Consider the following 12163-nt stretch of genomic DNA (forward strand, 5'->3'; position numbering starts at 1 on the left):
GCAATGCGCGTTGAATTGGGCATCGGCCACGGATTCGTCAACGATGCAAGCTTCTTTGGTCGTAGACCGTTCGTCGCAGTTCTCGGTTGCCGGTTCAGGAGACCCGCTCGAAGGTCGCGAAAGCGAATGAAAATTCGTCCTCGGGGCCCGCTGGATGCTCGCTGCGCGCGCTCTCGCGGAAGGCCGCGCGGTCGAATGCCGGAAAGACCGCATCGCCCTCGGGCCGGGCCTGGACGAAGGTCAGTTCCAGCCGGTCGGCGACCGGCAGTGCCTGGGCATAGATCTCGCCGCCACCTGCAACGATGACGGCGCGCGCGCCCATCGCTTGGCCGAGCCGCTGGGCCGTATCGAGCGCCTGATCGAGCGTGGGCACGACATGGACGCCTTCGGGCTGGAAGGTCGCATCGCGTGACAGCACAACGGTCTGACGGCCGGGCAATGGCTTGCCGATCGACAGGAAGGTCTTGCGGCCCATGATGATCGGGCAGCCCATGGTCAGCTCGCGAAAACGGCGCATGTCGGTCCGCAGCCGCCAGATCAGCTGGTTGTCGCGGCCAATCACGCCATTCTCGGCAATCGCCGCGATCAGGACGACGGGAAGCTTCGCCATCGGCTCAGCCTCCGCCGGCGAGCTTGCGCAGCGCGTCACCGTCGAGCCGCTTCACCGTCCACTCGTCCTGCGCCACCGCGCCGATCGAGCGGTAGAACACCCGCGACGGCTCGTTCCAGTTCAGCACCCACCAGGCGAAGCGCGACAGACCCTCGTCGACGCAGCGCTTGGCGAGGCGCACCATCAGCGCCTTGCCGATGCCGCGGCCGCGCTGGTCCGGGCGGACGTAAAGGTCCTCGAGCCAGATGCCGTGACGGCCGGTGAAGGTCGAATAGGTGTAGAACCAGATCGCGAAGCCGGCCGGCTGCCCGTCCCATTCCGCGATGTCGCAGAACACCTTCGGTTCCGGCCCGAACAGGGCCGCCGCCATGTCGGCCTCGCTGGCCTCGACCTCGTGTAGCAGCTTCTCGTATTCGGCGAGCTCGCGCACGAAGCTGAGCACCAGCCCGGCCTCATCGGACCGGGCGGGACGGATTGAAAGGCTCATAGAACAGTCCCCGCGACGACAATCGCCAAGTTCATGCAGGCATGCAGCAGAATCGGCAGACCGATTCCACCCGAAACTTCGCGTGCATAGCCCAGAAACACGCCCGCCGGCAGAACCGAGACGACGTGCAGCAAACCGTTCTCGGCATGCAGCAGCCCGAAGGCCAGCGTCACCATCGCCAGAACCGGCCATGCGGAGAAACGCTGGCGCAAACGCGTGAACAGCAGGCCGCGGAACAAGGCCTCCTCGACGATCGGCGCCAGAACCACCGCGTTCAGAAAGCCGAGCCAACTGCGCTCCGAACTGGACATTGCCTTGAGGTCTTCGATCGACCCCAGAAGCCCTGATGCGGCCGCGATCGCCTCGACGGCCAGCACGAGCAGCAGCACCGCCACGAACCGGATGACGATGCGCCGATCCGCTGGCCATGACAGGGCCAAAGCCCGGCCCAGCGCCCGGTCGCCCAAGCCCCGTGCTGCCAACACCGTGCCGAGCCCGACACTCAGGAAGAAGGCGGTTTCACGCGCATCGAAGCCGACAGGGGCACCAAGGAGCAGGTTGGCCAGGATCGAGGCAGCGGCCACGCCCGCATAGCCGAGCCCGACCGCGAACAGGACCTGCCCGAAAGCCTGGAGGACGACGCGGTCCATCAACCCACGATCGGCGCCTTGATCGCCGGATGGGAACGACAGTTTGCGCTCACAATGCCTCCAGATCGGTCGGCCGAGCGCGAATCTCGTAGCGCCAGCGAAAGATGCTTACACCACGGACCGGAGCTTGCGCACAGGCGTCGCCGGCGCGTCGTCGCAAAGCCGATGCGCGCTACCTCTCAGCCACCGGGCGTCGTCGCCCGCCAGATCGGATCCGGCTCGATCACGATGCCCTGCTGGGCGTTGCGGCCGGCAATGCGGTCGAGCAGCATCCGCATCGCCATCTCGCCGAGATCCTGCTTGGCGATCCTGAGCGTCGTCAGCGCCGGAGAGACCAGCGACGCGGCGGGGATGTCGTCGCAACCGACGATGGCGATGTCGTCCGGTACCCTGATCCCGGCCTGCGCCAGCGGCTGCATCAATCCGAGCGCGATCAGGTCGTTGTAGCAGATCATCGCATCGACTCGCGCCGCCTCGGGCAGGAAGCGACCGGCGATCTCGGCGCCGCCCTGGAGGTCAGGGGTGCAGGGCAGATCGAAGACCAGCGACAGCCCGTGGCGCGCCAGGCCCGCCTCGATCCCCTCGCGCCGCTTGCGTCCGCCATGCGAGGCGGCCGGCCCGGCAGCGAAGCCGAAGCGCCGTCGGCCCTGAGCGACGAGCTGCGTGACCACGGCCTCGACGCCGGCGCGATAATCGACCTCGATCGTGCCGGCATGGCGCTTGGCGGCGGCGCGGTTGATCAGCACCACGGCCCGGTGCGGCGCGATCGCGCGCAGGAGGCGCTCCTCGTCGAGGCGGGCGCTGCAGATGATCAGGCCGTCGACGCGCTTGTCGAGCAGCATGCCAAGCACCTCCTCCTCGCGCTCGGGATCCTCGACGACATTGCAGGAGAGCAGCGTGTAGCCCGCCGGCCGCGCCGCGAGCTCGGCGCCGCGGATGATCTCGGGGAAGAACGGATTGACGATGTCAGGCACCACGATGCCGACCGTGTTCGAGCGGTCGTTCTTCAGGCTCTTGGCGAAGGCGTTGGGGCGATAGTTCAGCGCCCGGGCCGCCTCCAGCACGCGCCGGCGCGTCTCCTCGCCGGCGCCGCCGCGGCCGTTCAGCACGCGCGAGACGGTCATCGGCGAGACCCCGGCCGCTTCGGCGACATCGGTGATGGTGGAGGGCCGCAAGACCGGATTCATATCCATATCACCTTATCTCACGATAACGATATCTTTTGCCAGCGCTTCTTTCGTCACCGATTTCCGTCAGTTCTGGCACTTAATCTCTCAATTTTCTAGCTGCACGGCTGCTTGAGCAATGGCAGGCAGCGAGGCTTGACGTCTCAATTGAGATAACGATAACGTAGCCTCCATAGCGCCCGCCATGAGCAGAAGGCGCAGCGGAGGAAACGATGGCAGCTTTCCCTGGGCGCGCCCTGCGTGGCGCTGCACTGTCCCTGCTTCTTGCCCTCTCCGGCGCGGCTCATGCCGCCGAGTACAAGGAAGCGCCGGGGCTCTCCGAACTGGTCAAGGGCGGCAAGCTGCCGCCGGTGGCGCAACGCCTGCCGGAGGCGCCGCTGGTGCTCGCCCCAGTCGAGAAGGCCGGCAAATATGGCGGCACCTGGCGCCAGGCCCTGATGGGCGGCAGCGACTCGCTGATCGAGCGCTCGGTCGGCTACACCCGCCTCGTCCGCTGGAACCGGGCCTGGACCGCAGTCGAGCCCGATGTCGCGCAGAAGGTCGACGTCAAGCCTGACGGCACCGAGTACGTCTTCCACCTGCGCAAGGGCACGCGTTGGTCCGACGGCGCACCGTTCACCGCCGACGACCTGGTGTTCTGGTACCAGGACGTGCTGATGAACAAGGAGCTCACGCCGTCGGTGCCGCGCTGGCTGCGCAGCGGCAACGATCCGGTCATCGTCGAGAAGATCGACGACGTCACCGTGAAGTTCCGCTTCACCGGGCCGAACGGCATGTTGCTGGAGAACATGGCGACGACCTTCGGCTCGGACATCCTGGCCGCAGCGCCGGCGCATTACCTCAAGCAGTTCCACAAGAAGTACAATCCTGATGGCATCGATAAGCTGGTCACTGACGCCAAGGCGGCGAACTGGTCCGCCCTCTTCCTCAACAAGATCAGCTTCCCCGGCCGTTGGCGCGCCACCGGCCGGCCGGTGCTCGACCCCTGGCAATTGACCGTGCCCTATGGCGGCACGACGCAGGTCGTGCTCGAGCGCAATCCCTATTACTTCAAGGTCGATCCCGAGGGACGCCAGCTCCCCTATATCGACCGCGTCACCTTCGACATCATGGGCGACCAGCAGGCGATCGTGCTCAAGGCGATCAATGGCGAGCTCGACATGCAGAACCAGCGCCTCAACGGGCTGGAGACGCGGATCGTGCTGGCGCAGAACCGCGAGCGCAGCGGCTATCGCCTGTTCAAGGCTCAGCCCGCCTGGTCGAACGCGATGTGCATCTCGCTCAACCAGACCAGCAAGAACCCGGCGCTGCGCGAGGTCTTCCGTAATCGCGATTTTCGCGTCGCGCTCTCGCTCGCCATCAATCGCGACGAGCTGAACGAGCTGATCTATGCCGGCCAGTCGCAGCCCTATCAGGCCGCGCCGCGCCCAGGCACCGCCCTCTACGATGCTGAGATGGCGACGCAGTACACCAAGTTCGACCCGAAGGGCGCCAACGAGCTGCTCGACAAGGCCGGCTTTGCCAAGCGCGACGGGCAGAGGTTCCGGCTCGGCCCGGACGGCAAGCGCATCTCCTTCGCCGTCGATGCCGCGACCTCGCGCCGCTACCAGATCGACGCGCTCGAGCTGATCAAGAAGTACTGGGCCGCGGTCGGCATCGAGATGCAGGTCAAGACGATCGAGGAATCCTTCGCTTTCGCCCGCATGCTCGCCAATGAGCACGACGCCATGGTCTGGATCGGCGGCGGTGGCTACGACTTCCTCGGCGTCCTCGATCCGAAATGGTACTTCCCCTACGAGAACCAGGCGGCCTTCGCCTCGGCCTGGGGCATCTATTTCCAGAACCCGAATGATCCCAATGCCGAGGAGCCGCCGGAGCCGGCCAAGCGCCAGCAGGCGCTCTATGTCGAGATGCAGAAGACGCCCGGCACCGCTGGCCAGTTCGAGGTGATGAAGAAGATCCTCGCGATCACCCGCGAGCAGTTCTACGTGATCGGCACCAATATGGACGCCGACAATTACGGCGTCGTGAAGAACAACATGCGCAATGTGCCCGAATTGATGCCGGACACCTTCTTCTACATGACGCCGGGCCCGACCAATCCGGAGCAGTATTTCTACGAATAGCTTCGGCCATCGAAACCGGAGCCCGCGGCCGCCGGCTCCGGGCTCCCCGCCCCGCCCGACGCATCGGAGGCCTGTGATGCTCCGCTACATGCTGAGACGGCTCGTCTATACGCTGGGAACGCTGGCGGCGGTCTCGGTCGTCGCCTTCCTGGTGATCCAGCTGCCGCCGGGCGACTTCCTGACCTCGTTCAGCGCCAAGTTCGCCGAGCAGGGCGGCTCGCTCGACAATGACTCGCTGACTGCGCTGAAGCTGCGCTACGGGCTCGATCAGCCCTGGTATGTGCAATACTGGCTCTGGATCTCCGGCATCCTCTTTCGCGGCGATTTCGGCGAATCCTTCGAGTGGAACAAGCCGGTCTCCGAATTGATGTGGGACCGCTTCGGCCTCACCGTCCTGCTCTCCGGCATCACCCTCGTCGTCACCTGGCTCGTCGCCCTGCCGATCGGCATCTACAGCGCGGTCCGGCGCTATTCCTGGCTCGACTATGTCGTGACCTTCCTCGGCTTCCTTGGCCTGGCCATACCAAGCTTCCTGCTGGCCTTGGCGCTGATGTACGTCTTCTCGCGCTATTTCGGCATGAACGTCAGCGGCCTGTTCTCGCCTGAATACGTCAACGCGCCCTGGAGCCTCGCCAAAGTCGGCGATCTCGTCATGCATCTCTGGCTGCCGGTCTTCGTGCTGGCGACGCATGGGACGGCGGCGCTGGTCCGCGTCATGCGCGCCAACCTGATCGACGAGCTCTACAAGCCCTATGTCCAGACCGCCCGCGCCAACGGGCTGGGCGAGGCGGAGCTGCTGTTCAAGTACCCGGTCCGGGTCGCGCTCAACCCCTTCGTCTCGACCATCGGCTGGGTGCTGCCGAACCTCGTCTCCGGCGCGATCGTCACCTCGGTGGTGATGAGCCTGCCGACCGCCGGGCCGCTGCTGCTCTCGGCCCTGCTGGCGCAGGACATGTACCTCGCCGGCAGCTTCATCCTGATGCTGAGCGTGCTCACCGTGATCGGCACGCTGATCTCCGACCTCCTGCTCGCGTGGCTCGATCCGCGCGTGCGCTACGCCTGAGGCCGCGATGAGCGACGTCGCCGCCCCCACAGCTCCCGAGACCGTCGCCCCGGCGGCGCGCCGCTTCGCCGAGGCCGGCCAGTGGACGCTGATCTTCCGCCGCTTCCGCCGGCACAGACTGGCGTATGCCAGCCTCTTCGTCGTGCTCGGCATCTATCTCGTCGCGCTGCTGGCCGAGTTCGTCGCGCCCTTCTCGCCCGACAGCTACAATGCCCGCTTCACCTACGGCCCGCCGCAGACGCTGAGGTTCTTCGGCTCGGACGCCGCTGGCGAAACTCACTTCATGTACGTCAACGGCTACCGGATGAGCTTCGATCCGGTGGCGCTGAAGCGGACCTTCGTCGTCGACGAGAAATCGGTCCACCCCGTCGTCTTCTTCGCCAAGGGCGAGCCTTACAGGCTGCTCGGCCTGATCCCCTGGGACCGGCACCTGATCGGGCCGGCCGATCCCGCCCAGCCGATGTATCTCTGGGGCGCCGACCGGCTCGGCCGAGACGTGCTCTCGCGCACCATCCATGGCGCCCGCATCTCGATGTCGATCGGCCTGGTCGGCGTCGCCGTCAGCCTGTTCCTCGGCCTGCTGCTCGGCGGCATCTCCGGCTATTACGGCGGCTGGATCGACGAGGTCGTGCAGCGCTGCATCGACTTCCTGAAGTCGATCCCGACCATTCCGCTCTGGATGGGGCTCGCCGCCGCGGTGCCGGCCAATCTCGATCCGCTGCTGGTCTATCTCTGGATCACCATCATCCTCTCGCTGATTGGCTGGACCGATCTCGCGCGCGTCGTGCGCGGCCGCTTCCTCTCGCTGCGGACCGAGGATTTCGTGCTGGCGGCGCGGCTCGACGGCTGCTCGCGCCAGCGCGTGATCTGGCGGCACATGGTGCCCTCCTTCACCAGCCACATCGTCGCCTCGGTGACCCTTGCGATCCCGAGCATGATCCTGGCCGAGACCGCCCTCTCCTTCCTCGGCATCGGCCTGAAGGAGCCGGTGGTGAGCTGGGGCGTGCTGCTCAAGGACGCCCAGAGCATCCTGGCGCTGACCACCGCGCCCTGGCTGCTCGCGCCCGGCGTGGCGGTCGTCGTCGCCGTGCTCGCCCTCAACTTCCTCGGCGACGGAATTCGCGATGCGGCCGATCCCTATGCCTGAGCCCATGCCCGAGCGCGGGACGGCAGCGCTGGCAGCACCCTCGCCGCTCGTCGCCGTCGCCGACCTCAAGGTCCAGATCGGCACCGATGACGGGCTGGTGCGCGCGGTCGACGGCGTCACCTTCGACGTGCCGCGCGGGCGCACGCTCTGCATCGTCGGCGAATCCGGCTCGGGCAAGAGCGTCACCGGCCGGGCCCTGATGAACCTGTTGCCGCCGAGCGGGCGCATCGCCGCCGGCAGCATCACCTATTCCAGCCGCGACGGGCAGGCGGTCGACGTCACCAGGCTCGATCCGCGCGGCCGCCAGATCCGAGCCCTGCGTGGCAAGGAGATCTCGCTGATCTCGCAGGAGCCGATGGCGGCGCTCTCGCCGGTGCACACCATCGGCCAGCAGCTCGTCCCGGTGATCCGCCGGCATCTCGGCCTGTCGAAGAAGGCGGCGCAGGCTCGCGCCATCGAGATGCTCGGCCGCGTCGGCATCCCCCGGCCGGCCGAGCGATTGAACAACTACCCGTTCGAATTCTCCGGCGGCATGCGCCAGCGCGTCTGCATCGCGCTCGCCTTGTCGTGCCGGCCGCGCCTGCTGATCGCCGACGAGCCGACCACGGCGCTCGACGTCACCACCCAGGCCAACATCATCGACCTCCTGCAGGAATTGCAGCGCGAGGACGGCCTCTCCATCCTGTTCATCACCCACGACCTCGGCGTCGTCGCCGAGATCGCCGACGACGTCGCGGTGATGTATCTCGGCAAGATCGTCGAGCGCGGCACGGTCGACGAAATCTTCGCCGATCCGCGCCATCCCTACACAAAGGCGCTGCTGAAATCCGTGCCGCGGCTGGGCGCCGGGCGTGGCTCCAGGCTCGCCGCCATCCGCGGCATGGTGCCCTCACCCTTCGAGCGGCCGCGGGGCTGCGATTTCCACCCGCGCTGTGATTCCGCCCGCGAGGGCGTCTGCGATGTCGCCGATCCCGGCACGATCACGATCGGCCCGCGTCGCGACGTCCGCTGCGTTCTCGCGCGCGAAGCGACCGCCATCGGAGGTGTCGCCCATGGCTGAGACCCCGGCGCTGCCCCCCGAAATCCTGCTCGACGTACGCGGACTGACCAAGCTCTTCCCGCCGCGGCGCAGCCTGTTCCAGCGCAAGGCCTCAAATCCGGTGCGCGCGGTCGAGGACGTCTCCTTCGAGATCCGGCAGGGCGAGACGCTCGGGCTGGTCGGTGAATCCGGCTGCGGCAAGTCGACGGTGACGCGCCTCTTGCTCGGCATCCACCAGCCGACCGCCGGCACCATGCGCTATCGCCGCAAGGATGGCGGCAGCGTCGATCTCGACACGCTCTCGGAGGATGAGCGGCTCGCCTACTGCACCGATCTGCGCATCGTCTTCCAGGACCCGCAATCCTCGCTCAATCCGCGCCTGCAGGTCCGCGACATCGTCGGCGAGGTTCTGAAGGTCAACAGACTGGTGCCGTCCGGCGAGATCGACGCCAAGGTCCGCGAGCTCCTCGCCAAGGTCGGCCTGAGGCCCGAATATGCCCGGCGCTATCCGCATGCCTTCTCCGGCGGCGAGCGCCAGCGCGTCGGCATCGCGCGGGCGCTCGCAACCCATCCGCGCCTCGTCGTGCTCGACGAGGCCGTCTCGGCGCTCGATGTTAGCGTTCGGGCGCAGACGCTCAATTTGCTGCGCGACCTGCAGGAGGAGTTCGGGCTGACCTATCTCTTCGTCAGCCATGATCTCAGCGTGATCGAGTACATCTGCGACCGCGTCGTCGTGATGTATGTCGGCCAGGTCGTCGAGATCGCGACCTCCGAGGCGCTCTTCGCCCGGCCGTTGCACCCCTACACCGAGGCGCTGCTTTCGGCCCTGCCGATCCCCGACCCCGCCCAGCGCCGGCAGAACCGCCGCATCCGCCTGCCGGGCGAGGTCGCCGATCCCGCCAACCGCCCTTCCGGCTGCGCCTTCCATCCGCGCTGCCGCTTCGCCAGCGAGGCCTGCCGCAGCACGCCGCCACCCTTGCGCGATCTCGGCGGCCGCAGCGTCGCCTGCCACCACGCCGAGGCGCTCGAGCTCAAGGGCGTCGAGACCATCCAGACCGGACATCCCGCCAATGCCTAAGCACATCCGCGCCCGCAACAACGCCAACCGCGCCATCGTCCATGACGACCCCGGCCTGCCGCATGTCCATTTCAACCTGCTGCGCCTGCAGCCCGGCGAGAGCCTGGAACAGGCCTTGCCGGGGCATGAGAGCGTGCTCGTCGTGCTCTCCGGCACGGTCGACATCTCCGCCGACGGCGAGCGCTTCGCCGCGGTCGGCAAGCGGGCCGACATCTGGTCGGGCGAGGCGGATTCGGTCTATGCCCCGCCGGGCGCGACCGTCCGGCTCGATAATGCGACCGGTCCCACCGAGGTCGCCGTCGCCGGCGGGCTCTGCGAGGAGACAGGGCTGAAGCCCTTCCGGATCGCGCCGGAGGAGGTCGCGATGGTCGATGTCGGCTCGCCGGACAGCCATAGCCGCCGCCGCATCTTCCATATCCTCGGCCAGAACGGGCAAGGGCGCGCCGGTAATCTCCTGGTCAGCGAGCTCTATGCCGATCCTGGCTGCTGGTCCGGCTATCCCCCGCACAAGCACGATACCGACCGCGCCGGCGAGACCGCCCATGACGAGCTCTACCATTACCGCTACCAGCCCGGCAGCGGCTTCGGCGCCCAGATCGTCTATGCCGACGGCAAGTCCGACTGCTTCATGGTCGAGAACGGCGATACCGTGCTGGTCGATCGCGGCTACCACCCGACTGTCACCTCGCCCGGCCATCGCGCTTACATCTTCACGATCCTGGTCGGGAAGACGCAGCGCGGGCTGGTCCAGCATTTCGACGAGCGCCACGCCCATCTGATGGCGGCGATCCCCGGCATCCAGTCGATGCGCGACAAGTTCAAATAGCCCCCAATTCCTCCGGCATTTTTCCCGCCTTGAGCGAAGGACCAGCCATGTCCGACACGACCCGCATCCGGATCGATCTCTCCGCACCGACCACGCCCTTCCGGCGCTTCTGGCGCAGCACCGGCTTCTCGCCGGCCGAACTCTTGCTGGAGCCGGAGATGCGGCAGACGCTCGCTTTTGTCGGCGGCGTGCCCAATCGCGGCATCGAATACATGCGCGTGCACTACATGCTCGACCTCGTCACCGCCTCCAGCTTCGGCACATACGACTGGTCGCGGCTCGATGCGGCGATCGACGTGATGCTGGAGCACCGCATCCGGCCCTTCTTCGAGCTGATGGGCAATCCCTCCTACATCTACAGCGATTTCAACGACGTCGCGCAGGCGCATCACTGGCGCGACTTCATGAGCGAGATGGCGCAGCGCTACCAGGCCCGCTACGGCGCCGAGGAGCTTCGCGCCTGGTATTTCGAGACCTGGAACGAGCCGGACATCTGGTGGAAGCTCGGCGGCGAGACCGGCTTCAACAACTATTACGACGCCTGCTCGGAAGCGCTGAAGGCGGTCGATCCCCAGCTCAAGCTCGGCGGCCCCGGCGTCGCCCGGCGCATCCCGCCGATCTTCAAGAGCTTCCTCGCCCATTGCGACACCGGCACCAACCTGTTCACCGGAGAGACCGGCGTGCGGCTCGATTTCATCTCGGTGCACGAGAAGGGCGCCAAGAAGCATGCCGAGGACCTGACGCCGAACAGCCTGTCGATCATCCGGCACGAGATGATGGCGGTCGACTATATCCGCGAGCACCATCCACGCTTCGCCGGCCTGCCCTTCGTCAATGACGAATGCGACCCGCAGATCGGCTGGCATCTCTACCATACCTGGCACGGCACGCCCTATTTCGCCGGGCTCGCGGCCAAGATCGTCGACCAGCACCAGCGCCTGATGATCGACGGCGAGGGCGTCGACTACGAGGTCCTCAGCAACGACAACGGCTTCGTCGGCCATTGGGGCCACCGCACCCACCTGACCTATTTCGGCAAGCGCCCGGTGCGCGCCGCCCAGGCCGAGCACAAGACCGACATTGCCGCGCTCGAAGCCCGCCGGGCCGAGCCCGAGCCGTTCGACCTGGTCAAGAAACCGGCGCTCAGCGTCATGGAGCTGCTCGGCCTGCTGAGCGAGCACCGCTTCGACCTGGGCGGCCAGGGCCTCGATCCCGACCGCAGCGGCCTCGGCGCGATCGCGACCGCGCTCGGAGGCGCCGCGGAACCTTCGGGCGCCAGTGTCCTGCTCTACAACAGCGTCGATCGCATCTGGCAGTCGGGCGAGAGCACGGTCGCGCTCGGCTTCTCCGGGTTGCAGCCCGGCGCCTATGCACTCGCCACCTTCCGCATCGCCCATGGCAAGGGCGATCCCTTCACGGTCTGGGAAGATCTCGGCGCGCCCGATCTGCCGAATGCGGCCGAGCTCGCAGCGATGCGCCTGGCGCAGGAACCGGCCCTGAGCGTCGAGCATCTCCAGATCGGTGGCGCGAAGGCGCAGTACGAACTCAAGCTCGACATGCCGCTTCCCTCCGTGGCGCTGGTTGCGCTGGTCCGGCGTGGCGATGATGCCCCCGCCGCTCCTTCCGCCCCCAGGATCAGCCATTTCGGCGGGCTCAACGGTACTAACCGCATCCTGTTCTGGGAGCCGACGCCCTATGACGGCGTCCAGCTCTTCGACGTGCTCTGGAGCGCCGGGGAGAGCGGTCCGTGGCAGGTGATCAACCCGGTCGGCCTGCTCTCCAGCGTCTATCTCGATACGAACGCCAAAGCCGGCTTCTATCGCGTCCGCGCGCGCGATCTGTTCGGCCGCGCCAGTGAAGAAAGCGACATGATATCAATATCCTGACAGGCAAACGCATGTCTGCCGGCATCAGCCCCGGTCGCGGGCAGCGAACAGTCACCGCTTCCAT

General features: G+C 66.9%; 11 protein-coding genes. 7 read left to right on the plus strand and 4 right to left on the minus strand.

Going from position 1 to position 12163, the window contains the following annotated elements; translation table 11 throughout:
- Nucleotides 1-94 precede the first annotated feature (94 nt).
- The 4 genes from AC07O0_RS10095 to AC07O0_RS10110 form a co-directional block, all read right to left on the minus strand.
- The gene (locus AC07O0_RS10095) at nt 95-610 is read right to left on the minus strand and encodes a dihydrofolate reductase (protein WP_494622524.1); all 516 of its coding nucleotides are present in this window, start codon (nt 608-610) and stop codon (nt 95-97) included.
- 4 nt (nt 611-614) lie between these two features.
- Nucleotides 615-1097, minus strand: a complete 483-nt coding sequence (locus AC07O0_RS10100; RefSeq protein WP_494622526.1) for a GNAT family N-acetyltransferase — start codon at nt 1095-1097, stop codon at nt 615-617.
- Complete coding sequence (locus AC07O0_RS10105; RefSeq protein WP_494622528.1) at nt 1094-1747, minus strand: CPBP family intramembrane glutamic endopeptidase; 654 nt, start codon at nt 1745-1747, stop codon at nt 1094-1096. Before AC07O0_RS10105 ends, AC07O0_RS10100 begins: the two co-directional genes overlap by 4 nt.
- Before the next feature lie 179 nt (nt 1748-1926).
- Nucleotides 1927-2934 carry a LacI family DNA-binding transcriptional regulator gene (locus AC07O0_RS10110; protein ID WP_494622530.1) on the minus strand — a complete coding sequence of 336 codons (1008 nt, stop codon included), beginning with the start codon at nt 2932-2934 and terminating at the stop codon, nt 1927-1929.
- A 212-nt stretch (nt 2935-3146) separates the two neighbouring features.
- Here AC07O0_RS10110 and AC07O0_RS10115 point away from each other — a divergent pair, with 212 nt between their 5' ends.
- From AC07O0_RS10115 to AC07O0_RS10145, 7 genes are all read left to right on the plus strand, one after another.
- Nucleotides 3147-5060 (plus strand): ABC transporter substrate-binding protein, encoded by a 1914-nt coding sequence (locus AC07O0_RS10115; RefSeq protein ID WP_494622532.1) that lies wholly within the window; start codon nt 3147-3149, stop codon nt 5058-5060.
- 76 nt (nt 5061-5136) lie between these two features.
- A complete protein-coding gene (locus AC07O0_RS10120) occupies nt 5137-6123 on the plus strand; it encodes an ABC transporter permease (RefSeq protein WP_494622534.1) in 987 nt (328 codons plus the stop codon).
- A gap of 7 nt (nt 6124-6130) precedes the next feature.
- On the plus strand, nt 6131-7270 hold the full coding sequence (locus AC07O0_RS10125; RefSeq protein ID WP_494622536.1) for an ABC transporter permease: 1140 nt from the start codon (nt 6131-6133) through the stop codon (nt 7268-7270).
- Nucleotides 7263-8330, plus strand: coding sequence for an ABC transporter ATP-binding protein (locus AC07O0_RS10130; RefSeq protein ID WP_494622538.1), 1068 nt, complete (start codon nt 7263-7265; stop codon nt 8328-8330). The genes AC07O0_RS10125 and AC07O0_RS10130 overlap by 8 nt, the downstream gene beginning before the upstream one ends.
- Entirely contained in the window at nt 8323-9387 is a 1065-nt protein-coding gene (locus tag AC07O0_RS10135) for an ABC transporter ATP-binding protein (RefSeq protein WP_494622540.1), read from the plus strand. Before AC07O0_RS10130 ends, AC07O0_RS10135 begins: the two co-directional genes overlap by 8 nt.
- On the plus strand, nt 9380-10213 hold the full coding sequence (locus AC07O0_RS10140; protein ID WP_494622542.1) for a 5-deoxy-glucuronate isomerase: 834 nt from the start codon (nt 9380-9382) through the stop codon (nt 10211-10213). Before AC07O0_RS10135 ends, AC07O0_RS10140 begins: the two co-directional genes overlap by 8 nt.
- 47 nt (nt 10214-10260) lie before the next feature.
- Nucleotides 10261-12099 carry a GH39 family glycosyl hydrolase gene (locus AC07O0_RS10145; RefSeq protein ID WP_494622544.1) on the plus strand — a complete coding sequence of 613 codons (1839 nt, stop codon included), beginning with the start codon at nt 10261-10263 and terminating at the stop codon, nt 12097-12099.
- Nucleotides 12100-12163 lie beyond the last annotated feature (64 nt).

Source organism: Allobosea sp. GW821-FHT10B12 (genome assembly GCF_059415545.1).